Raw genomic sequence first — 22741 nt, forward strand, 5'->3', positions numbered from 1 at the left:
AGTCAGGGTTCATTAAAACTTTATTTCAAAGTTTGACAATTTGTTGCTTGTTTTGAAATGAAAATGGCAGATTTTTGAACGTTTTGAAGAATTCTGGACCATATTTGTTTAAAAAGTACATGATATTCCAAATTCTTTCTTGTGGTGCTTCGAGTGGTTTTAAACTATTTTCAATTCGTTCAAAATCTCGAAGGATGTATCCTTCCTTCTCTTCCACACGCTTTGCAACCTTTTGATAAACAAATTGAAGCTGGTCTTCTATAAATTTGGCATTTTTATCTAATAGCTGTTCAAAGCTTGGTTCGATCTCTAGCGCTTCTTGTCTCATTGCCTCGTGAACATTCGCTAATTCACGTTTGGCATGTTGAACTGATTGGACGAAGCTGTCTGGAAGACTTTGCTGAAAGTGCGCATCCTTCTTTTCTTTCACGCCTTTTGTCAGCACTTCTTCAACCGACAATTCTCTTATTGGCAGCTTCTTATCAATGTGCCTTTCAAGAATGGTGACGTGCAGTCTTGGAAGAACGGGTGCCATTTTGACATCGAAGTACTCGAAGATGCCTTTCAGCTCACCCCAATAGTTCACTTCACCGTGTCCAGCCATAAAAGCAAGCGTTGGAAGAAGGGTTTCCTGCATCAATGGACGGGTCACCACATTATTGCTAAACCGCTCTGGGTGCTCCTCGACTTCCTGCAAAAGCTCATCTTTTGTCCAAGTAAGCCCCACTTCAGATATAGAAAATTGGCCATTCTCTTGTTCAATGAGGAAACGCTCATCATCATATTCGTAAAACAAGTTGGCTTGATGGTCACCAGCTTCAATAATCGGCTGATACCCTGCTTGTTCCATGGCAGCCTGCGTGTTATTTAAGCGAGCCACGATCGCATCACTTGACTCCACAATTTGTTTGAATAACGTACGTTCAAGTGGCTTCACGCCGAAGTCTCCTGAATTCAATAACAGCAGTCCATCTTCTTCAAATAGATCGCAAACAATCCACTCAAAGAAATCAGTAAACGTTTCTGATTTGCGTAAACATCGAAGAAGCTGATCAAACAAGTCATTTGTGTAAGCAGATTCCTCATAGGTTGAAAATACATCACGAAGCCATCTCTCTGTTTTCTCTTGGTGGAGAGGTGTTCTTTTCGCAGCTGTTTTTTTCACATGATGTAATGGAAGCTTTTGTTTGACTGGGCCTTTTTCGCCAGACGTGTACACAAAGTTAATTTCGTCTACGTCGTGATCTTCACCCGCTACCCAAAAGACCGGAATAACAGGAACGCCAAGCTCTGATTCTTTTTCTTTGGCAAACTGAATAATGGAAATGATTTTATGTATGGTATAAAGCGGACCTGCCAGTAAGCCTGCCTGCTGTCCTCCAACCACCATGACGCTCCGTTCATCACGGATCTTCTCAATATTCTCACGCATCGCAGCCGAATCAAATTTCGCATGATATGCGCTCATATAATCCGCTAAAGCCTCGCGCGGGAAGCTCCTTTCCATGAGATCGTCGTATCTCTTTTTCCATGTGTGCTCAGAATGTATATCATAATCAAAAAAAGCAGTCATCTCTTTTTTTTCTTCTATATAATCACGTATGAATAAATTCTGACTTCGGATGGAAAGTTCAGTCAATTGCATGTTTAGAACTTCCTTTCTTCAATAAATAGTTAGTTTCCCGAAAAAAGTATAGCATGTAAATGAGCTCACTCAAAAGATTTTGTTTGCTTTTTTTCCAATACTTCCAAGCTTCTATTCAAGAAAGTGAGGAATGGCGGCGTCATCCCTTGACCTTGATCTTTTTTTAAAAGGTAGCCAATGATTGCTTTTCTTTCAGTTTGGCGGCCTTTGACGATATCTTGCAGCATCGACGATTGATTGGCAGCCGTTTGATGACAAATTGATTGCACATGAGCCCATAGACGATCTTTCTCAGGCAACCCTAGAATGGAAACCGCTTCTTCAAATGCACATGTCATCATATGTTCATATGCAGGGTTCGATACCAATTCCCCATTATTCACATGTAATAAAGCCGTCAACGGATTAATACACACATTGACGAGCAGTTTTTCCTCCAGTACTTTCTTCCATTCATCTGTATAAACCATTTGAAAATCGCCCGTTGACAGTTCACTACTCATAGGTCCTTTTTCCTCATGCAGAAATGCTCCCCACTTGATGACACCAATTCCTGTATGGTTTACTGCGCGATCAGACACCTTCATTGCGCCATGCTCTACTACACCAATATATAACTGATGTGCCGTTTTCCAGTTCTTTAAATCGACGAGGTGGGCCATTCCGTTCTGCAAAAATAAGATCCGATGACGAGGCAGTCCCGATAATTCCTCTAGAACATCTTGCAGGTGATGATACTTCACTGTCACAATCAGCAAATCAAATATTCCTTTGACTCCCGTATCGGCTCCAACAGCTGATTGAATGGTTTCCCCTCTCACCATTCGTTCAATGCCTAATGCTCGAATTTCTTCTGCCTGCTGTTTTCTTCTTGTAAAGAGGGTGATGTCATGATGCTCTGATAAATAACTGGCACAAAGCAGACCAATCGCACCACCGCCAATGATTCCAATTTTCAATTGCCGCACTTCCCTTTTTCTGTTTACTTCATGTTATCAACTATTTTACCAGTTTCGTGCTACGATGCAAAAAGCAGATAACGCGCTATGATTGAATTTTTTTAATTAAAAAACTATAATAATAAGTGTAAAAATTTTTTAGGCGGATGGGATGAAAACGCCTTCAATGACATCACTGTCGACATTATGTGTGTAAGGGGGAAGATCACATGACACAAGTAAAACGTCTTCTGATTAACTACAAAACATTAGAGGAATTTAAACAATTTAAGGAATATGGCATACAAGAACTTTCCATGCTTGAAGACCTAGAAAGTAATATGATTGAAAATGACAGCAACTCTCCATTTTATGGGATTTACTTTGGAGATAAGCTTGTGGCACGTATGAGCCTCTATCAAGTAGATGGCTCGACGACGACGTATTTTGACCATAATCATGATTATCTAGAGCTGTGGAAACTAGAAGTGCTGCCAGGATATCAGCGTAAAGGATACGGCGAAGCGCTTGTTGATTTCGCAAAATCTTTCGGCCTTCCAATTCGAACGAATCCACGCGTCAAATCTGCCGGTTTTTGGGATAAAATGGGCTTTGAAGCGGTGAAATATGATATGGAACGCGATAAAGGAGAAAACCCACTCATTTGGGAGCCTGCACATATACAAAAGAACACAGGTGAGTCCGCTTAATCATTTTAATCAATAAGAAAACGCCCCTCTTTCCATCTGTGAGGGGCGTTTTCTTATTTTGCGTAATCTTTTAAGCTGATATTCTGTTTGACTCTTTCAACAATACCAATAAGTGCCCGGTAATCTTCTTCTGTCATTTTTAATTGACGTTTCAGCTGTTCATTTTCTTCGGTGAGTGATTTTAATTGATGCTGTGCATCTTTAAGCTCCTCCCGTAAATAAGCTGGACCAGATGGTTCTTTCTCAAGCTGCTCTAGAAACCGAATTACTTCTCGAAGCGTCAGTTCAGTCTGATCAGAAGATGCCTTCTCCTCTATGGTGAACGCATGCTGCGGTAAACCCGAAGAATGGATACCAATTTTTTTACGCAGTTCTTTTCGCTGTTTTTTGGCAAGCTCAATGCCCGCCTGGTACTGCTTTCTGACGTAAGAATTCCACCTGAATCCACATGCTGCTGCTGTTCTTGACAATGCTTTTCCAACCTCTTCAAATGCTGAAAGCTGGGTACCGCCATCTCGGATATGCCTTAAGACAACTTCTGCTAAAAGTAAATCTTCATCTTGTGTCCATGCGTCCTGCCGTGTAATCGTCAACTCATCATCCCCCCTGAATCTGAATACCACATCATATGCGCTTACTAGAGTAGATAGACTATTTGCAGGAGAGAAACCTAAAAATAGATCAATAAAAAAACGCAAGGGAAGATTCCCTCACGTTTTTTTATCAAGCATTAGTTGCTTTTTACGTCTTTGCCTTTGTATGTTCCGCAAGATTTGCAGACACGATGAGAAATTTTCATTTCACCGCATTCTGGGCAAGCTACCATACCAGGTACTTGTAGTTTGAAATGCGTACGACGCAATCTTTTTTTCATTTTAGAAGTTCTTCTAAAAGGTACAGCCATTATTCCCACCTCCTTAAAGAGTTAAGATTCATTATTTTCTTCTAAGAGCTTCTTCAAGCCTTCCAGACGAGGATCAATTCGGTTTTGATGTGCATCTTCCGAAATGACCGCCCAGTCATTCCCTTCCTGTGGTGCAGCACCTTTTACGTCAGCTTGGTCGCAAAAGATTTGCATGGGCACTTCAAGAAGAATTTCTTCCTTGACTAAAGGCGTTAAGTCGATGATATCGTCTTCTACAATAGAAACGTCTTCATCTTCTATGTCGTCTGTCTTATGAAGTACAAATAGTTCTTTTGTTGAAATCGCAAATGGATAATTTACATCAACAAGCGTTCTTGAACAAGGCAATGTCATTTCACCTGTGATGGTTAAATCAAATGCGACTTGCTTTGATTCGATCACTCCAGTCCCTTTCACCTCTACTGGTGAAATGCGACGTATATCTGAATGAAGGCTAGTAAGTTCATTTAAGTCAACCGTCTCATGAAAATCGAAGCTGTTTTTAGCTTTTTGATGTAACTGATAAACTGTCCATTTCAATTGTATCACCTCTAAGAGCAACAAACATGATTATAGCTTTCATCATGCTATTTGTCAATATTTTTTCTTTACAGTCCTTCATGACGTCAAAGGGCTGTTTGACATCAGTTCTCGGAATGCCTAAACTGAAAAAAATGGTCTTCATTTTTCCCTTATGCTACTGTAGCACAGACCATTTAACCATAGCAAGAAAGGCGGAACATCTATTGAAAGCAGTGGGAGTCGTTGTCGAGTACAATCCATTTCATTATGGGCATGCCTATCATGTGAATCAGGCGAAAAAACAAACCTCCTCAGATGTTGCCATTGCCGTCATGAGCGGTTCTTTCCTCCAGCGCGGGGAGCCTGCCATCGTCTCAAAATGGGCACGCACAAAAATGGCACTGCAAAACGGCGTAGACATTGTGTGTGAGCTTCCATACATATATGCCGTACAAAAGGCAGAAACCTTCGCCAATGGCGCTGTGTCCATCCTTGATGCATTAAAATGCCATTCTCTTTTTTTCGGCAGTGAGGATGGAGAGATCAACGCATTTGAGCGCACAGCACACGCTTGGTATGAAAAAAAGGCAGAGATTGATCTTTTAACAAAAGAAAAGGTGAAAGAAGGTCTTAGTTATCCCGCCGCAGCAGCAGGTGCGTTTCAAGAGGCCATTCATTCTGAACACTTACTGGATTTGTCCAAACCAAATAACATTTTAGGCTTTCATTATGTTAAAGCCATCTTAGAGAGAGCTCCTCACATGCAGCCTTTTACGTCTCAAAGAATTGCATCTGATTATCATGATGAAGAACTGCCTGACAACCAAAAAATCGCAAGCGCCACAAGTATCCGAAAAGCATTAAAAGAACAGAGCTCATTTCAAGCAGTCACGCCCTATCTCCCGGACGCTACTTTAAAGCAATTACACGACTATCATTCTTCATATGGTCTTTTACATACGCAAGAAGCCTATTTTCGCTTTCTGAAACATGTTTTTCATACAATGGATACGAGTGAACTAGAGGGCATCTATGAAATTGAAGAAGGCATTGAACACCGCATGCAAAAAGCCATGACACATGCGTCTTCCTACGAAGAGTATCTATCACTTGTCAAAACAAAACGATATACGTGGACAAGGTTACAGCGGATGAATACGCATCTATTAATGAACGTGAAGAAAAAGACGATGCACGCGCTGCTTGAAGAGAAAAAAGCGCCCTATATTCGTTTACTTGGAATGACAAGGAAAGGACAACAGTACTTGTCTCTTGTAAAAAAAGAGTTGGATGTACCACTTGTGAGTAAACTGTCTTCCTTTTCACATCCCGCCCTTGATCTTGATATTCGCGCTTCAAGGGTGTTCAGCCTTCCCATCTGTGAACCCATGCAAACAGAGTTAACAAAAGCAGAGTTTAAAACATCACCGATTCGATATGATGAAGAGAGCGGGCTCTTTTCATCTCGATAGAAAAAAGCAGCCTGATTTGCAGGCTGCTCTTTTTTATGATGCTTTCTCTTTTAATTTGTTTAAATAGTTTAGTGCGTCCTGCATGGTATCCACAGGAACGATTTTCATATCACTTTTAATATCTTTTGCTATTTTGACTGCATTTTTGTAGTCAGAGTTTGGGTCACCTTTATCATTCGGTGCAAAGAAGATGTCTTTCCCTGCTTTGTCTGCTGCAACAACCTTTTGATCAATTCCACCAATCGGTCCGACTGTACCATCTGCATCAATCGTTCCAGTTCCTGCGATCGCATAGCCGTGTGTTTCATCTTCTTTTGTCAGCTGATTGTAAATTTCAAGTGACATCATTAAACCAGCTGATGGACCGCCGATGTTTTCAATATCCACTTTCACAGAAGGAGACACTTTCACATGACGGTCTGTAAATAATGATACGCCAATTCCCACTCGTTTTGGCTCTTCTTTAAATGGTTTTAACGTCACGTTCTGCGTGATTTCTTTGCCATTACGTTCAAGTATAAAACGGACAGTCGTGCCTGCTTTTTTACTGCTGATATACGAAACCATTTTATCTGCTGACTCATATGTATGGCCGTCGACGCTTTTGATCTTATCGCCCACTTCAATCTTCCCATATGCAGGCATTCCTTTCATCACATAGCTCGCATATACCCCATTAAACGTATAATCTACTTTTTTCCCCGCTTTTGTATAAGCGGCAATCATCGCATTTTCTTGAGAACTTTTCATGAGCTGCAGCTGCCGTTTCATATAATCCTCATCAGACTCTCCGTCCGCTTTAATATTTTCTTCTGGAACGATTTCGTCATACTTGTTCATTTTTGCAAGCAAATACGTATATGGATTGGCTGGACCTACTTTAATGGTCATAAGAGAAAAGCTCCCCTTCTCGCCATATCCTCCGTCTACTTGAATGTGTGGCGCAATTTCTGTTGCATCACCTGGCTTTGTGACGTAATAGGGCAGTTTCACAAAAGTTAAGCCAAATAAGACTAGAACAACAGCAAAAAAGCTGAGCCAGCGAATATTTAATTTTTTCATTCGATTAACACTCCCATTTATCAATGACATCTTTCAGTTTTCCTTTTAGTTGGTCGGCGGCGAGTTCACCTGCTTCAATCATTTCTTGAACCTGTGTAAACGCACTAGAGCTAAAGGTCTCGAGCTTCGGCCGAATCATGAGATCTGCATGAATGGTTTGGTGACGAACCAATTCATTTTGAAGGATGTCCAAACTTTGCATAATGACATCCGATAATCTCGTTGCCTTTTCTGTTTTTTTCACCCTTGATACATCAGAGGCGATAATGAGATCTGCCCCCATTTCTTTGAGAACAGAGACAGGAATGCGGTCCACTACCGCTCCATCCACCAATTGCCTGCCGCCTATTTCATGCGGAACAAACACACCCGGAATGCTAATGCTTGCCCTGACTGCTTGTGAGACAGACCCTTCTTTGAACACAACCTTCTCCCCTGTCTGAAGGTCACAGGCAACAATCGCAAGAGGCACGCGCATTTCTTCAATATTCTTCCCATATGTAAACGTGTGAATCAGCTGCAAAATTCGATTTCCTTTTAACAGACCGATTTTTGGCAGTGTATAGTCAGCATAATACTTTCTTCTGAAGACAAGTGCAAGTTTTTTCATTTTTTCTACGTCTTGTCCTGCTGCATAAAAGCTCCCCACAAGAGCACCAATACTGCTTCCTGCGATCATATCCACCTGAATTCCTTGTTTCTCAAGACTAGATAAAACCCCGATATGCGCCATCCCTCTGGCACCCCCGGAGCCCAGCGCAAGCCCGATAATCGGTCGTTTCATGAATCCACCCTCCTCTTTCTATGCATATATACGAATCTATAGGTCTAAACATGCCCCTTCTCATCGTATAGTAATAGAAGACAGGCTCGGCTAGCATCTCTTTTTCTTTAATCACGAGCTCGCCAATAGATTATAACGGCAAGGGGCGACATCTCCATGAAAAAATGGAACACTCTGTTCATCGCTGCTTTTTTTATCTTTTTAACAGCCACTGTGATTACACATCCACAAGCCTCTTTGCAAGCATCGAAAAATGGACTTGCAATGTGGTGGGAAGTGGTTTTTCCATCGCTGCTACCTTTTTTTATTTTGTCCGAGCTATTAATCAGTTTCGGAATTGTCAGATTTGTCGGCGTATTATTAGAGCCATTTATGCGGCCTATCTTTCGGGTGCCTGGTGTCGGCGGATTTGTGCTGGCGATGGGAATGGCCTCTGGTTTTCCTTCTGGCGCTAAATTGACGACAAGACTTCGGCAGGAAGGACAGCTGACAAGAATTGAAGCAGAACGCCTTGTGTCATTTACCAATTCTTCAAACCCTTTGTTCATTTTTGGAGCAGTGGCTGTAGGATTTTTTCATCACCCAGCTTTAGGCATTGTGTTAGCCTGTGCACATTATTTAGGAAATCTCGCGGTTGGGGTGACGATGCGCGGATATAAAGCACGTCATGATGCGCACCTCAGAAGCCGAAAAGGATTTTTATTGCCTCCAATTCGAGAAGCATTCAGCGCTCTTCATATGGCAAGACTCGCAGAAAAAAGACCACTTGGCCAAATATTAAGTGACGCTGTCATGTCATCTGTTCAAACGCTCTTTATGATTGGCGGCTTTATCATTTTATTTTCTGTCTTTAGTAAAATGCTCGCTGTCGTTCATGTAACAGATCTTCTCTCTATCGGGATCGGCTCTATACTGAAAACGCTGCACCTTCCGCCGGAATTAGATCTAGCCATGATTGCGGGTCTATTTGAAATCACATTAGGAAGTCAGCTCACAGGGTCACAAGAGGTTTCCCTGCTCGCTAAAACAATTGTGGTCAGCTTTATTTTAGGATTTAGCGGATTCTCCGTTCAAGCTCAGGTAGCTGGGATTTTGGCAGCCACCGATATACGCTTTAAACCGTTTTTCTTCGCCCGTTTGCTTCACGGTATTTACGCAGCCGTCTTTGCCTTTTTGTTATTCAAACCCCTTTATGTCTCTAAAGCAGACATGGCGCTTCCAGCAGGGGCATTTGAAACAAGCGAGCAAGTCGTGATGTTTAGCAGCGTGTTATGGAATCAGCTTGTATCTGCTGGTCCTCTCATCACCTTGTTCAGTCTGATCGTGTATATTGCACTCTATTATCAGAAATTAAAAAATGGATGAGTGCACAATGCACTCATCCATTAAATTTCTCTTTCAGCGCAGCTTCGACCTCTTGCGGTACAAGCTCTTTGACTGATCCATGATATTTCGCTACTTCTTTAACAATGCTTGAACTTAAGAAGGAGTATTGATTATTCGTCATCATAAAGAACGTTTCAATGTCATCATTCAACACTTTGTTCATTGATGTCCCTTGCATCTCGTATTCAAAGTCCGTCACCGCTCTAAGTCCGCGTAAAATGACTTTCGCCTCTTTTTGTTTCGCATAATCAACGAGCAGTCCATGAAAGGATTCCACTTTGATATTTGGTAGCTCCTTTGTTGCTTGACGAATGAGTTCACATCGCTCTTCAACAGTAAACAACGGCTTTTTTGACGAATTATTGAGGACGCACACATATACTTCATCAAAAATCTTCGCCCCTCTTTTGATAATATCCAAATGGCCCAATGTGACTGGATCGAAGCTACCCGGACAAACGGCTATATTCCCCATGCTTTAATTTCCCCGCTTTCTATAGATCGTAATGCCAGTCATTCCGTACATTTCCTGCCTTGAGATATGCAGCTGTCCTGCTTCCTCTGGCAGTGTCACATCTTTATCATGCTCACACACAATGACGCCATCATCTGCTAATAAGGAATGCTCATCAATCGTATCAAGAAGTGCTTTCAACTTTTGATCTTTATACGGCGGATCAAGGAAGATGGCTTGAAAAGATTCTTCTCGCTTCACTACAGCGGCGAGTGCACGGTTTGCATCATTTCGAAACACTTCACTTTGATCCATCAGCGACAATTGATTCAAGTTGCCTTTAATCGTCTGAATCGCCTTCATATCTCGATCCACAAATATACAATGATCGAATCCTCTAGAAAGCGCTTCAATTCCTAAACCACCACTTCCAGCAAATAAATCAAGGGCCCATCCCCCATCAAAATACGGTCCAATCATATTAAAAATGGATTCTTTTACTTTATCTGTTGTTGGTCTTGTTGATTGGCCGGGTACGGCTTTCAGCGTGCGGCCTTTTTTTGTTCCAGAAATCACTCTCATTTTTCCACCACTTTTTCTGCTTGCATCTATTGAATATTGTTTGATGACAAAAAATTCAACATTATCTTACCATATCCACTCCACATGGGACAATGCACTGAATTCCATTCATTTTCTATGTATAGATCACAAAAGAGAGGGTCATACTACTGTTAACAGCATCTGATGTGGTGCTGTTGCCAACCGCGGAGAAGACTTACGTTTCCCCATAAGTTCTTCCTCCGGTTTCTCCTCTCCCTTTGCCTTCTCCTTAATGAATCATTAAGAATAGAAGGACCCGCGGGTGATGCCGCGGGGGTTTTTTTGTGTCTTTAAAAGCCCACCTTATAATCATACTCTTTTGCTTTGTCCAATTTCGATTCGTACTCTAATTTAATAAAAGGTTTATAGGAAGGCTCAACACGTTTTACAAATGGCAATGAACTGAGCTTTGCCATGTGGCGCTCAAGATCATTCATATCACAATAAATCACTGCATATTTCATTTTCCTTGAAATATAGTGAACATTCCCAAATTTCCTTAGCGCTTTTGACTGCTTTAACGAATGCAGCCAAACGACCATCCCTTGACGTTTGGTATCCATCTTTTCACCTGCCGCTTTTCAATTCTTTCCGTTCATTATGTAAAAGACGAGACGTTCAAGTCTCGTCAAGATACTTTACAGCCACAGCTGCCTCCTGATCCACAGCCACCGCCGCATGATGATAGACCATCAAAATATGGGTTCCCTGTTGGAACTTTAATATATGCTGATACAGCTTGCCCGATTTCAATACTAATCTCATCTAAGATGGATTGAATCGCTGTTTCTGCTTTTTTGAAATCAACCACTGTATCGTGAAGATCTAGCTTTCTTTTGACCTCACGCATTTCTTTTGAGATCGTTCTATAGTCCGGATGGTATTTGCCGAACCGCTGCACATCTTCATATTGCTCTTTTACTTTTGTAAAATGGGCAATAATTTGTTGGGCTTCTTCGTCTTGCTGGAGACGCTTAAAGCAGTTGCGGTAATGTTCAGCCTCCTCCGACTGAAGAATCATGGCAGCCAATTGATTTGCTTCCTCTTGGAGCTCCACGAATTCGATTGTCGCATACATAAATGTTGCACCTCCAATTCATAGTTTACCACGAAACCTATGGATCAGAAAATGCTTTTACGTGACAAATACATCCCACGTCTCTCTTTTCTGCTTATATTCAGGGTGACGAGAATTTAGCACAACGGTCATTTTATGCTTTCCTTTTGAAAGGTGCTTGACCACAAACGCCGCAGTATACTCATTGCCTGCCCGTTTCCCGTCTACATACACAGTAAAATACCCCGCCTTCTTATCCTTTTTCAGTGGTGAAGGTTCAAGGTGAAAATCTTGAAGTGTACTTTCTATATACACAACAGATCCCTGCACTTTGTATTTTAAAAAGCCTTGCTGCTTCATTTCACTTTGCGTCTGCTGCATGACTGGTACTGCTGGTTCTTGCCTAGTTACTTGCTCTTGATCATGTTGACTTTGACATCCGGTGAGAAGAAAAAGCAATGCGCATATTGACAGCATCCATTTCATGTTCTGATTCTCCTTTCGTCTACTTTCATAGGATGCTCATGAAATAGACATCTTAATCAACTCAAAAAAGCCTCACCCGGCTCCATTTTGATTGCGCATTGCTTGGAACATCTGGATCATCATTTCAGCCATTTGGACACTATTGCTCAACTGGCTCACACGATGAGGAATGGTTTTTTCGTAAAAGTTCATTTTATCTAATTCAAACGAAGTGACATTTTCAGGATGCCGCGTTAACTGTCTATACCAGAGTGGGCGCTGCCTGATGAATTTGATTCGATCCTCTTCGGCCATGACAAACTCTTGTACTTCTCTCCGCACCAAAAGCATCCCCTTTCAATTAATCTTTCCTGAAGGAGAATGGGTGCTGGCTGCCTCCAGATGAACCCTTCTTTGAGCCATTTGATGAAAATTGACCGAGTAAGCTTTGTAAAGAGGAAATAGACTGGCTCATTTTATTAATTTGTTCATTCATTTGATCAGCGTCCATTTTTTTCACTGCAGAAACCATTTTAGACATAAAATCTGCTTTTCCCGGTTCACTTTGCTTAGCGGCTTTTTCTTCTTTTGCTTCTTCCGTTTGTGTTTGCCGGTAAGGAGACCACATGTCATCTTCCTCACCAAACATGACCCAATTCTCGTATAAACTTTGCCAGCTTTTTTCTTGCGTCTGCACTTCTTGAATTAATTTCGGATGGCGTCTGACGAACTGTTTAAATTCATCAATGGATGTTTGCTTTTGCTTATTTGTCATATCCTCACCCCCCATACAAATGCCTACTATACTATATACATCTGGGTCTATTTTGGTGAGCCCTTTTCATAAAAAAACAGCCGCCATCTGTGCGCAGCTGTTTAGAGGATTAAGACGTTTTCTTAATGAAGTTTTGTGTATAGTACTTTTCTTTCACACCAACGCCAAGGTGCGTGTAATCTTGATTTAACAATGCCTTCCGGTGACCTTCGCTATTCAGCCAACCTTCTACAGCTGCAGGGCCATCAACATAATTATACGCAATGTTTTCCCCCGCAAGCTGAAATGCGACCTCGCCTCTTTCTAACCGGTCTTTCAGCGTGCCGTATTTTTTAGATTCATGGGAGAAATAATGATGATCCTTCATGTCCTCACTATGCATGAATGCCACTTCAGAGGTTTCATCGTCCCACTTTAAGGTCGGCAGTTTGTACTTATGGCGGATAATATTGGTCATATCAAAAATTTGTTTTTGACTCGAGGCTTCAATATCCTTCCACTTTTCGCCTGATATCGCCTCAGGTTCAATTAATTGACCTCGATAAACGACTTCATACGGCTTTTGTTTGACAAATGTATCTGCATTAAAGGCTCGAATGCTCGAAAGAGTGCTTTCAAACTTATCCATGTAGAGCTGGACATACACATCATCTCCCACTTTCACCGTCGGCCTGGTATTCATATCATCTTCTGAGAATTCAAAGCGATATGAATTTCCCTCGTCCTCTACATGAATGTAAGGAGCGATTTGTGTTTTTTTAAACACTTCACTTGTGGCTTGACCGATTTTAAACGGCTCAACATTCAGCCCGTCCCCTGTCGCAAACAAGGTCACCACTTTACTGTCCTTTACCCCTACTTGAATATAGTGCTTCTTCGATTGATTGTATATCCACCAGTCATAATCATATGCGGAAGGATCAATGCGATCTGGTTCCCCTAGCTGTTTAAGCACTCCGTTTGAAGACTTCCCCATAAAGGACATGAGCCCTTTTTTCGGAATGTTGATCGGCTTATCGCTAGATGTTTCTTCATTAGACACCTTCGGCTCATTGCTGTTTTCTTTTTCTGGTGAAGATCCATATTGAATAAACAGAACGTACGTTCCAGATATAATCAGGAGGATGAAGAGTGTTTTCAGCACAGTTTTCAAATAAACACCTCCGTTAAATTGGCAAGGTACAAAAAGTACCTTCTACTGTCATTTAAACAAAACTTGCTCCATTTATCAACGACAATACAGCCTATTTAACACGAATTTAAAATATGCCCCTCCTAATGAAGAAATCCTTGGCCATGATCCTGGTCTTGTTGAGAGATTTCCGTCAGGGCATCACCTGCACGATCGTTTGATAAATCTTCAACTGATAAATCCCCAAGGGCTACGATTCCTGTGAGTGCCCCGTTTTTGACAACCGGGATACGGCGGAGCTGATGTTCTGACATCAACCGGACAATTTCTTCTAGGGTTGCATCTTCTTCAGCTGTCAAAACTTCCTTCGTCATAATGGCACCAACCTCTTGTGAGTTCGGCTTTTTCTCAGCAATACCTCTAAGTACAAGGTCGCGGTCTGTGACAATACCAACAAGCTGATCTCCGTCGACTACTGGAATGGCACCAATATCAGCATCTTTCATTTTGACTGCCGCTTCATACGCATTGTCGTCCTTTTGCAACGTCACTACTTTTTTCGTCATGATATCTTTGATTTTTTTCGTTTTCACGTTGATTCCTCCATCCGTTATTTTCTTTATTACTGTAACCAGCTTATAAAAGAACATACCCTTCACAGTTGAAAGTTTAACGCTTTCATACTATGATTGTCAGTAAAGGGAATTTTTATAAGGAGGGGTTTTGGGTGAAGTTTGAAGGTACGGGGATTGAACAGGTATCAGCTGACTTAAATAAATTGGATTTCATTATGGAAAGTGAAGGATTTGTACGAGCCGATCAATGGGATTATGAGCGTGTGACGTACGACAGGAAGTATAACATGGTAGAGGGGACGTTTTACTTACGGATCTCTGGGTACGCCACTGAGGGAGATGTCGGCTCCAAAAAAGCCCACATCCAGCTGCTGACACCTTTACTTGGAAAACACTATTATCCGCATGGTGTTGAATATGGAGAAGGCGAAGATTTCCCTAAATCTCTTATTCAATCAAGCAAAAAAACGCTGAACCAATTAAAAGAAAAACTAGAAGCGATAACTGCTGAAGCATAAAAAGCACAGCCCCTGCGGCTGTGCTTTCAGCGTGTAAACAAACCCTCGCATTCGTTGTCAGTCCTGTGCGCTGGTGCTCACGAATGCCAAATTCGCTCCGCTCCAGTGCTCGTCCTTCCTAGACTGCAAAGGTTTTCTATCACGCTGAAAAGAAGACAAAGGGCTAAAATAAAGTTCATTTTAGCCCTTTGCCAACAATCTGGAAGCACAGCCCTGCGGCTGTGCTTTTCATTTATTCATATTTCGGAATGAGCGCATCTGGTACGGCATCTTTCGCTCTTTCTTTTCTCGCCCAGTCAAAGAAGACAACAGCAAGAATCGATCCGTATACAATCTCTTGAATGATTTTCATCAAAATAGCACCTAGCTGCTGATCTTCTAGCAGCGGCAATGTATGAAACATGTCAGGTCCCGTAAGCGCAAGACCAGCAAGCATATCACTCGGTACGCATAGGTGCAGTGCTTGTATCCATGCCCCAGCATCTGAATAAGTTGCATAGATAGGCGCTTCACTAAACATAATGAGTGCGCAGGCAGGTGTCATTAAAATCCCATCTGCCATAATATACCCAAGCTTTAAAATGCCTGTAATCTGCGGCTGACTTTGCACTTTATGGACAAGCGGCCACCACATGAAAAAGGCAGCGATAAAAATGACAACCGTCATCAATGCGTGATAAAACGGATCTGTTTTGACAAAATCGAACACAAGCGGAATATGATACAGCGAAAACAACCCGTTAAATCCGAGCAAGGCAATCAACGGCTTAGAAAACAAGCGGAAAATCGGCTGAATGCCCCGTGTTTGAATGATCCGCTCCCAAATCGCCGCAGGTAAACCTGTAATAAGAAGCGGCGGGATGACCAAATAGAGCACTGCCATTTGCGCCATATGCGCACTGAACATAATATGCCCCATTAAATCAATCGGGCTCCCCTTCACTGCATAAAGCAACACAAGCCCCGTGAGAAACAGCGTTTTCTCTTTCACCGTCGCACGGTGCTTTCCCTTCGTCACGAGAAGCAGATAAAAAGCGGCTGCTGCTACAATACATGTCAAATAGTAAGGACTCCATAATGCACGAAATCCAAATATCTCTAAGTTTTCCATTGCTGCGCCTCCTTCAAGGGCAAAGCGAGCTTACCACCAAATAATGGTCAAAAAGGCTAAAACGGTAATAAACGCGACAAACACACCTGAGTAAAGAAACAACGCGGGTGTTTCATGCCCTTTTTGGTTCATGTGCATAAAATAATAAAGCTGAAAAGCTACCTGAATCACTGCAAGCAGTAAAATAAAAGGGACAGCGAACCAATTTCCGACGTCTTCAGAGGCGATTGTTAAAAAGGCAACAAACGTTAAACCAATCATCAAGCCGAAAGAAATGAGCTGATGCTTCATTTCTTCGGCATTTTTCTTTTTCCGATAGACAAGATCGACTTTGGACTGATTTGTGTTTTTATTTCCCATTCTTATCCCACCATTCCCATTAAATATACAACGGTAAAGATGAAGACCCACACAACATCAATGAAATGCCAATAAAGGCTTGCCACATAATATTTTGGTGCATTGTATAAATCTAGACCGCGTCTCATATTCCGAATCATCAGAGCGGTGATCCAGCAAAGTCCAAATGCGACGTGAGCCCCGTGTGTTCCAACAAGCGTATAGAAGGAAGAGCCAAGTGCAGAGCTCGTAATTGTAAATTCATACGCATGCACATAATGATAAAACTCATAAATTTCTACCCCTAAAAATCCAGCACCTAAAAGAACGGTTACACCTAGCCAAAGCTGCATTTTTTTAAAGGCAAAGTTTTTCATATGATACATAGCATACACACTCGTTAAACTGCTCGTTAACAGAAGCATTGTGGCAATAAAGACAAGTGTGAGGTCAAACATTTCAGTTGTTGTTGCGCCGCCTGCATTTGAATTTTTCAGCGCCAAATAAGTGGCAAACAAAGATGCAAACAGGACCGTTTCTCCCCCAAGAAACAACCAGAACCCGACGAACTTATTCTTTCCTTCTAACGTGGCTTTCTCAGGAGAAGCCGGAAAGGTTTCCGCTGTCATTTTTTGTGGTTCCATTATGCTTTCACCCCTTTGTCATCGTCATCCGTCAAATCTTCTTTGTGAATATGGTATCCATGATCATCTTTAAGAGAGCGAACGAGCATGGTCGCAAACGTGATGCCAAGACCAATGAAGATCACCGGTAGACCCCAGCTGTGCTCTTGACGATACATAAAACCAAACGCTGACACAAATAGACCGAATGAGATAATGATAGGCAAGATGGAATTATTCGGCATGTGAATATCATCGAGCGGTTCAGATGCTGTCATTCCTTTTTTACCATCCATTTTCTCAATCCATAATGGATCAAGTCCCCGTACAAGAGGCAGCTGCTTAAAGTTATATTCTGGCGGAGGTGAAGATACTGCCCATTCAAGCGTTCTACCATCTCCCCAAGGATCGCCCGATACACGCTCCCCTTTTGCTGTCGTCCAGATGATATTAATCAGCATGATCACAACTGCTACAAACATGAACAGTGCCCCAATCGTACTGACCAAGTTCCCAAGGTCTAGACCCTGACCTGGCAAGAACGTAAAGACTCGGCGCGGCATGCCCCATAGACCGAGAAAATGCTGGATAAAGAACGTTAAATGGAAACCGACGAAAAACAGCACAAAGCCAATTTTCCCAAGCTTCTCATTCAATATTTTCCCAAACATCTTCGGCCACCAATAATGCACACCTGCTAAAATACCGAAGACCACACCACCGATAATGACATAGTGGAAATGCGCCACAACGAAGTACGTGTCATGGAACTGATAATCCGCTGCTGCTGCTGCAAGCATGACGCCGGTTACACCGCCAAGTAAGAATGACGGAATGAACGCAACTGAATATAGCATCGGCGTTGTAAACTTCACATTACCGCCCCATATGGTAAGCAACCAGTTAAATACTTTAATTCCAGTTGGCACCGCAATCGCCATCGTGGCTACGGCAAAGATCGCATTGGCAATTGGACCAAGTCCTGTTGTGAACATGTGATGCGCCCACACCATGAATCCAAGGAAACCAATTAATACAGTCGCAAACACCATGGACGAATAACCAAACAGCCTTTTTCTTGCAAACACTGGAATGATCTCAGAGAAAATCCCAAATGCCGGCAAAATTAAGATATATACTTCTGGGTGTCCGAAAATCCAGAACAAATGCTCCCAGATGATTGTATTTCCGCCAAGCTCTGGATTAAAAAAGCTCGTATCAAACATTCGATCAAGCATCAGCATCGCAAGTCCTGCTGTCAGCGGCGGGAATGCGAATAAAATTAGTGCAGATGCCACAAACGTCGTCCAGGTAAAGAGCGGCATTCTCATATACGTCATACCTGGCGCTCTCATATTAATAATCGTTGCAAGAAAGTTGATTCCGGCAATTAGCGTACCAATACCCGCTATCTGCAACCCTAAAATATAGAAATCCATGCCGTGCCCTTCTGAATTCAGCGTGAGCGACGCATAGGCAGTCCAGCCTGCATCAGGTGCCCCGCCCATAAACCATCCAAGGTTTAAGAAAATACCACCGAAAAAGAACAGCCAAAAACCAAGTGAATTCACAAATGGAAACGCTACGTCACGTGCACCAATTTGAATGGGTACAACCGCATTCATTAATGCAAATAAAAGCGGCATTGCTGCAAGGAAAATCATCGTTGTTCCATGCATCGTCATGACTTCATTGTAAAACCCTGCACTCACAAAATCATTTTCAGGGATGGCTAGCTGAATACGGATAATCATCGCTTCCAGGCCACCAATTAAAAAGAAAAATCCCCCTGCCACTAAATATAGTATGGCAATTTTTTTGTGGTCAACCGTCGTTAAGTAATCCCATAAGACAGCGCCAAACCCCCGCTTTTTAGCTATTGTACTCACCATGAAATCCCCCTCTTATCTCCCATTTGCCCCTTTTCATATCAATGTCTATCTTCACGTTCTAAAAACAGACTATATCTGACAGATGACTTATTCTTGGATGTAGAGACTTATTCGGGAGCTCTTAACAAAAACTTCACATAGATCGTATACCCTTTTGAATGTGCGCAACTTCAAGCTGCTCAAGGCATTTACTGTATTTTAAGACCTTTTAAATACTCGTAGAGTGCATCTGCTTCTGAATCATTTAGTTTAGGGTACGTCCCTGTCATCTTATTACCTGGTTTAAAGCTCTCTGGATCTTTCAGCCATGCTTTGACATTTTCTTTGTTCATGTCTTTAATTCCAGCTACTTTTGTCCGCTCTCCGAAGGTTGCAAGGTTTGGTGCAGTCCTTGCCGCCTCTGGTCGTTCATCTCCAGGCTCTACCGCGTGACAACTTAAACAGTTTTTCTCTTTAAAGAGTTTTTCACCCTCAAGGGCTAGATCTGACGTAGATGCAGGCTTTTTATAATCTGTCATCTTTTTCGTCCAGCCTAAAAACTCATCTTGAGAAAGCGTTTTAACTTTAAAGTCCATTAAAGCATGTGATGGACCACAAAGCTCTGCACATTTCCCATAGAAATATTCTCCAGCATCTTTCGTTCGTTTTGAGTCAAATGTTAAATAAAACTTGTTCTCGTTGTCTGTATTTGTATCAATTTTACCCCCAGCTGATGGAATCCAGAATGAGTGTTTCACATCAGATGCTTTCAGCTTAAAATAAACCTTTTGATCAGTTGGAACAATCAATTCCTGACTTGTCACAATCCCATAATCAGGATATTCAAATTCCCACCAATATAAGCTGGCTCTTACATTCACAACAAGTGTTTTTTCAGGATCTCGTTTTTTCTTATCCATAGCGCTTGTATCCCCTAGCTCAAGCGTGTATGCCACAACAGGTACAACGAGAATAATGAGTAGAAGTATCGGAATCGCTGTCCACGTAATTTCGAGGTTACGGTTCCCTTCTACCTGTTTAGGAATCGTATCTTCTCCCACTTTAGAACGTTTGAATTTAATGATGACGTAAAAGAAAATGATCGATACAACAATAACGACAAGAACCATAATAAGTGTACTCAGTACCGTTAGGAAAAACTGTTTATCTGCTACTTCCCCAACTGGCTTGAGTGTTGATAAGTATGGTTCACCGCAGCCCGCCAAAACGAGCGTCAGTAAAAGAAACAGTGAATAAACACGCCATTTTCTTATCATAATTTGTCCCAACCCCTTTTGCTTGATCTCCTTTGCCTTTCGCTTTTACCTCTTATTTATAAAATCACCTTTCACCCATCCATAACCCCCGCCTCTTATAAAAGCACTTACATTTCCTCTTTTCATAAAAAAATGATGTTTTTACTCAAAATACCATCTATGTATAAACAGAAAGCCGCCTAAATAGAACTGAATATCAGGCGGCTTTCATAGTTGTAAGAAAATGTTGTGTTATAAGATATAGCCATTGTTTTGATGTGATCAAAGTGTATTTCACTCTAGAATAGTGTAATAATAATCATCGCAACGAAAAAGATCGTTAAGTAGTTTAATGAATAAACGAACATGAGTGTTGACCACTTCATGATATCTTTCATTTTAAAGCCCATAAGACCAATGACGAGCCATCCAATGTTCAGCAATGTGCCAAGTGCGACAATCGGCCATCCTAATCCACCTAAGAAAAATGGAAGCGGAAGAAGACATGCTGTCCAAATGATGATTTGGCGTTTTGTGACTTCAAAGCCGTAAACAACTGGCAGCATTGGAATGCCTGCTTTGCGGTAATCTTCCGTTTTCTTAATCGCAAGTGATAAGAAATGCGGAATTTGCCAGATGAACATAATCATAAACAGGACCCAAGCCGTTGTGTCGATGGTACCTGTAACAGCTGTCCAGCCAATTAATGGCGGAACCGCACCAGATACACTCCCAATGACTGTATTAATGGTGTAATGGCGTTTAGACCACATCGTGTATAGAACTGCATAAGTAAAGACACCGATAAATCCAATCACTGCTGATGTAACAGTTGTCATCAGAAGCATAATCAGTCCAAGTACAACAAGCAGAATACCAAATGCATACGCTTGACCTGGCTGAACTTTACCTGTCACCGTCGGTCTTGTTTTTGTTCTTTCCATTAGTATATCAATATCACGGTCAAACGCATTATTAATGGCGCATGAACCGGCAATAATAAGAGAAGAACCAATCATTGTTAACAGCACAATATCAAGATTCCCAAGGAAACTCATATCTGTAAAATAAAAAGCAAGCCACATTCCAGTAAATGTTGTAATGAAATTGGAATTGACGATGCCCATTTTAATAAGAGCAAGAAAATCTTTTAAAGCGGTTGTTTCTTCTATTTGTCCATGAATAGCTGCTTCCGCGGCTGTTTTGGAATTTGCCAATGTGTATAACCTCCCTTGCCCAAACCTTCAAACGAACGAATAAAACGTAAAATCGTTACAACTCTATCATACAAGATAAAGAGCTGTAAAAAAACATCCTATTAAATAATAAACGACAAACTTGAAGTTATTTGTGAACTTTTCGTGAATTTATTAGGATGTGCGTTTCAGAAGGCGGTGCAAAATGAAATATTCTCTCCTCTATTTCTATCAGACTGTCAAAGAAAGATCAAGCACTCTAAATCTGTAAACTTTGTGAACTAACATATCATTTTTTTGTGAACTTTGGTCATTATGAATTGCAACAGAACACGCATTTGGCTTAAACTTGAGAGCATGTGAGGTTTTCATTTAGATCAGAAGTTATTTAGAGAAGGTGAAATCATTTGATGAAATTTGCTTTAAGGTTATTGAGCGTTGTCACAACATTTGTGATGCTGATCGTTCTGATTGGCGGTGCGCTTGTGACGAAAACTGGCTCCGGTCTTGGCTGCGGCAGACAGTGGCCCCTTTGCCACGGTCGTTTCTTTCCAGAAATGAACCCTGCTTCCATTATCGAATGGAGCCACCGCATGTCAACAGGAGTTTCCACCATTCTTGTACTGGCACTGGCGGTCTTATGCTGGAAAAAAATCAGTCCAGTATTCCGTGAAACCAAATTTTTGGTCATCATGTCCATTATATTCTTACTGCTTCAAGCGCTGTTAGGGGCACTCGCCGTTGTGTTTGGTTCTAACGCACTTGTCATGGCACTGCACTTCGGTATTTCACTGATTTCTTTTGCTTCCATTTTACTGCTGGCACTGCTTGTGTTTGAAGCAACCAGATCTGAAACAAAGCTTGTGAAGCCGCTTCATATCGGCAAAAGAATGCAGTTCCATATTTATGGGTTGATCACATATACGTATATTGTGGTGTATACGGGCGCCTATGTGAGACATACAAAATCAAGTCTTGCATGCTCTGTCTTCCCATTTTGTTCAAAAGACGGCGCACTTCCAGCGTATTTTAATCAATGGGTTCAAATGTCTCACCGAGCAGCAGCCCTTCTTTTATTCGTTTGGATATTTGTTGCGATGTTCCATGCCCTTAAACATTATAAAGAACAAAAGCAGCTGTATTATGGATGGATCATTTCAGCCATTCTGATTACACTTCAAGCGATCTCTGGTGTCATGTCTGTTTATTCTCAGCTCGCACTCGGTTATGCGCTTGCTCATTCATTCTTTATTTCTTGTTTGTTTGGGGTACTATGCTACTTCTGCTTACTCATTGCCCGGTTTAAATATGAAAATAGAGAGCCTTTCAGATAAACATACAAT

Annotated in this window: 27 protein-coding genes; 5 read left to right on the forward strand and 22 right to left on the reverse strand. The window is 41.7% G+C overall.

Going from position 1 to position 22741, the window contains the following annotated elements; genetic code table 11:
- Positions 1-25: 25 nt before the first annotated feature.
- Together bshC and KFQ09_RS02300 are read right to left on the reverse strand one after the other, a co-directional pair.
- On the reverse strand, positions 26-1645 hold the full coding sequence (gene bshC, locus KFQ09_RS02295) for a bacillithiol biosynthesis cysteine-adding enzyme BshC (RefSeq protein ID WP_046343480.1): 1620 nt from the start codon (positions 1643-1645) through the stop codon (positions 26-28).
- 65 nt (positions 1646-1710) lie between these two features.
- Positions 1711-2604 carry a 2-dehydropantoate 2-reductase gene (locus KFQ09_RS02300; RefSeq protein ID WP_046343478.1) on the reverse strand — a complete coding sequence of 298 codons (894 nt, stop codon included), beginning with the start codon at positions 2602-2604 and terminating at the stop codon, positions 1711-1713.
- 209 nt (positions 2605-2813) lie between these two features.
- On the opposite strand from KFQ09_RS02300, the gene KFQ09_RS02305 reads away from it, so the two are divergent.
- Positions 2814-3293 carry an N-acetyltransferase gene (locus tag KFQ09_RS02305; protein ID WP_007499784.1) on the forward strand — a complete coding sequence of 160 codons (480 nt, stop codon included), beginning with the start codon at positions 2814-2816 and terminating at the stop codon, positions 3291-3293.
- A gap of 53 nt (positions 3294-3346) precedes the next feature.
- Here KFQ09_RS02305 and gerR read toward each other — a convergent pair whose 3' ends face one another.
- From gerR to KFQ09_RS02320, 3 genes are all read right to left on the reverse strand, one after another.
- Positions 3347-3886 carry a sporulation-specific transcriptional regulator GerR gene (gene gerR, locus KFQ09_RS02310; RefSeq protein ID WP_017359370.1) on the reverse strand — a complete coding sequence of 180 codons (540 nt, stop codon included), beginning with the start codon at positions 3884-3886 and terminating at the stop codon, positions 3347-3349.
- A 137-nt stretch (positions 3887-4023) separates the two neighbouring features.
- Positions 4024-4197: a 50S ribosomal protein L32 gene (gene rpmF / locus KFQ09_RS02315; protein WP_008354700.1), complete on the reverse strand. Its 174-nt coding sequence runs from the start codon at positions 4195-4197 to the stop codon at positions 4024-4026.
- Between the two features lie 21 nt (positions 4198-4218).
- Positions 4219-4737, reverse strand: coding sequence for a YceD family protein (locus KFQ09_RS02320; RefSeq protein ID WP_039963609.1), 519 nt, complete (start codon positions 4735-4737; stop codon positions 4219-4221).
- Positions 4738-4943: 206 nt separating this feature from the next.
- Here KFQ09_RS02320 and KFQ09_RS02325 point away from each other — a divergent pair, with 206 nt between their 5' ends.
- Complete coding sequence (locus KFQ09_RS02325) at positions 4944-6191, forward strand: nucleotidyltransferase (protein WP_346772047.1); 1248 nt, start codon at positions 4944-4946, stop codon at positions 6189-6191.
- Between the two features lie 33 nt (positions 6192-6224).
- Here the strand turns inward: KFQ09_RS02325 and KFQ09_RS02330 are convergent, their stop codons facing one another.
- Both KFQ09_RS02330 and KFQ09_RS02335 read right to left on the reverse strand, forming a co-directional pair.
- Entirely contained in the window at positions 6225-7253 is a 1029-nt protein-coding gene (locus tag KFQ09_RS02330) for a SepM family pheromone-processing serine protease (RefSeq protein WP_060832308.1), read from the reverse strand.
- Positions 7254-7257: 4 nt separating this feature from the next.
- Positions 7258-8037 carry a patatin-like phospholipase family protein gene (locus KFQ09_RS02335; protein ID WP_017367186.1) on the reverse strand — a complete coding sequence of 260 codons (780 nt, stop codon included), beginning with the start codon at positions 8035-8037 and terminating at the stop codon, positions 7258-7260.
- 156 nt (positions 8038-8193) lie between these two features.
- Between KFQ09_RS02335 and ylbJ the strand changes: the two genes are divergently transcribed.
- On the forward strand, positions 8194-9402 hold the full coding sequence (gene ylbJ / locus KFQ09_RS02340; RefSeq protein WP_038475153.1) for a sporulation integral membrane protein YlbJ: 1209 nt from the start codon (positions 8194-8196) through the stop codon (positions 9400-9402).
- A gap of 13 nt (positions 9403-9415) precedes the next feature.
- Here the strand turns inward: ylbJ and coaD are convergent, their stop codons facing one another.
- From coaD to KFQ09_RS02385, 9 genes are all read right to left on the reverse strand, one after another.
- The gene (gene coaD / locus KFQ09_RS02345) at positions 9416-9898 is read right to left on the reverse strand and encodes a pantetheine-phosphate adenylyltransferase (RefSeq protein WP_007499803.1); all 483 of its coding nucleotides are present in this window, start codon (positions 9896-9898) and stop codon (positions 9416-9418) included.
- A gap of 3 nt (positions 9899-9901) precedes the next feature.
- Positions 9902-10459, reverse strand: coding sequence for a 16S rRNA (guanine(966)-N(2))-methyltransferase RsmD (gene rsmD / locus KFQ09_RS02350; RefSeq protein WP_007499805.1), 558 nt, complete (start codon positions 10457-10459; stop codon positions 9902-9904).
- Positions 10460-10770: 311 nt separating this feature from the next.
- Positions 10771-11043 (reverse strand): YlbG family protein, encoded by a 273-nt coding sequence (locus tag KFQ09_RS02355; RefSeq protein ID WP_008345023.1) that lies wholly within the window; start codon positions 11041-11043, stop codon positions 10771-10773.
- A gap of 65 nt (positions 11044-11108) precedes the next feature.
- Positions 11109-11558, reverse strand: a complete 450-nt coding sequence (locus KFQ09_RS02360; protein ID WP_017359375.1) for a regulatory iron-sulfur-containing complex subunit RicF — start codon at positions 11556-11558, stop codon at positions 11109-11111.
- 57 nt (positions 11559-11615) lie between these two features.
- Complete coding sequence (locus tag KFQ09_RS02365) at positions 11616-12023, reverse strand: hypothetical protein (protein ID WP_007499810.1); 408 nt, start codon at positions 12021-12023, stop codon at positions 11616-11618.
- 72 nt (positions 12024-12095) lie between these two features.
- Positions 12096-12344 (reverse strand): YlbE-like family protein, encoded by a 249-nt coding sequence (locus KFQ09_RS02370; RefSeq protein ID WP_017359376.1) that lies wholly within the window; start codon positions 12342-12344, stop codon positions 12096-12098.
- A gap of 19 nt (positions 12345-12363) precedes the next feature.
- Complete coding sequence (locus tag KFQ09_RS02375) at positions 12364-12777, reverse strand: YlbD family protein (protein WP_024720298.1); 414 nt, start codon at positions 12775-12777, stop codon at positions 12364-12366.
- A gap of 109 nt (positions 12778-12886) precedes the next feature.
- Positions 12887-13930, reverse strand: coding sequence for a CAP domain-containing protein (locus KFQ09_RS02380; RefSeq protein ID WP_255836002.1), 1044 nt, complete (start codon positions 13928-13930; stop codon positions 12887-12889).
- Between the two features lie 122 nt (positions 13931-14052).
- Complete coding sequence (locus tag KFQ09_RS02385) at positions 14053-14475, reverse strand: CBS domain-containing protein (RefSeq protein ID WP_034646433.1); 423 nt, start codon at positions 14473-14475, stop codon at positions 14053-14055.
- A 161-nt stretch (positions 14476-14636) separates the two neighbouring features.
- On the opposite strand from KFQ09_RS02385, the gene KFQ09_RS02390 reads away from it, so the two are divergent.
- Positions 14637-15002 (forward strand): YugN family protein, encoded by a 366-nt coding sequence (locus tag KFQ09_RS02390; protein ID WP_041092198.1) that lies wholly within the window; start codon positions 14637-14639, stop codon positions 15000-15002.
- Positions 15003-15234: 232 nt separating this feature from the next.
- Here KFQ09_RS02390 and ctaG read toward each other — a convergent pair whose 3' ends face one another.
- From ctaG to cyoE, 6 genes are all read right to left on the reverse strand, one after another.
- Positions 15235-16113 carry a cytochrome c oxidase assembly factor CtaG gene (ctaG, locus tag KFQ09_RS02395; protein WP_017367183.1) on the reverse strand — a complete coding sequence of 293 codons (879 nt, stop codon included), beginning with the start codon at positions 16111-16113 and terminating at the stop codon, positions 15235-15237.
- 30 nt (positions 16114-16143) lie between these two features.
- Positions 16144-16473 carry a cytochrome c oxidase subunit IVB gene (gene ctaF, locus KFQ09_RS02400; RefSeq protein WP_003211520.1) on the reverse strand — a complete coding sequence of 110 codons (330 nt, stop codon included), beginning with the start codon at positions 16471-16473 and terminating at the stop codon, positions 16144-16146.
- Positions 16474-16475: 2 nt separating this feature from the next.
- A complete protein-coding gene (gene ctaE, locus KFQ09_RS02405; protein ID WP_007499822.1) occupies positions 16476-17096 on the reverse strand; it encodes a cytochrome c oxidase subunit III in 621 nt (206 codons plus the stop codon).
- Positions 17096-18967 (reverse strand): cytochrome c oxidase subunit I, encoded by a 1872-nt coding sequence (ctaD, locus tag KFQ09_RS02410; RefSeq protein WP_007499823.1) that lies wholly within the window; start codon positions 18965-18967, stop codon positions 17096-17098. Before ctaD ends, ctaE begins: the two co-directional genes overlap by 1 nt.
- Positions 18968-19155: 188 nt before the next feature.
- Positions 19156-20223, reverse strand: a complete 1068-nt coding sequence (gene coxB, locus KFQ09_RS02415) for a cytochrome c oxidase subunit II (protein ID WP_039168612.1) — start codon at positions 20221-20223, stop codon at positions 19156-19158.
- Positions 20224-20501: 278 nt separating this feature from the next.
- The gene (gene cyoE / locus KFQ09_RS02420) at positions 20502-21419 is read right to left on the reverse strand and encodes a heme o synthase (protein WP_007499825.1); all 918 of its coding nucleotides are present in this window, start codon (positions 21417-21419) and stop codon (positions 20502-20504) included.
- Between the two features lie 389 nt (positions 21420-21808).
- Between cyoE and KFQ09_RS02425 the strand changes: the two genes are divergently transcribed.
- Complete coding sequence (locus KFQ09_RS02425; protein ID WP_008345045.1) at positions 21809-22732, forward strand: COX15/CtaA family protein; 924 nt, start codon at positions 21809-21811, stop codon at positions 22730-22732.
- The last annotated feature ends 9 nt before the right edge of the window (positions 22733-22741 follow it).

The sequence above is a fragment of the Bacillus sp. FS02 genome (genome assembly GCF_024398395.1).
Taxonomy (GTDB): Bacteria; Bacillota; Bacilli; order Bacillales; family Bacillaceae; genus Bacillus; species Bacillus altitudinis.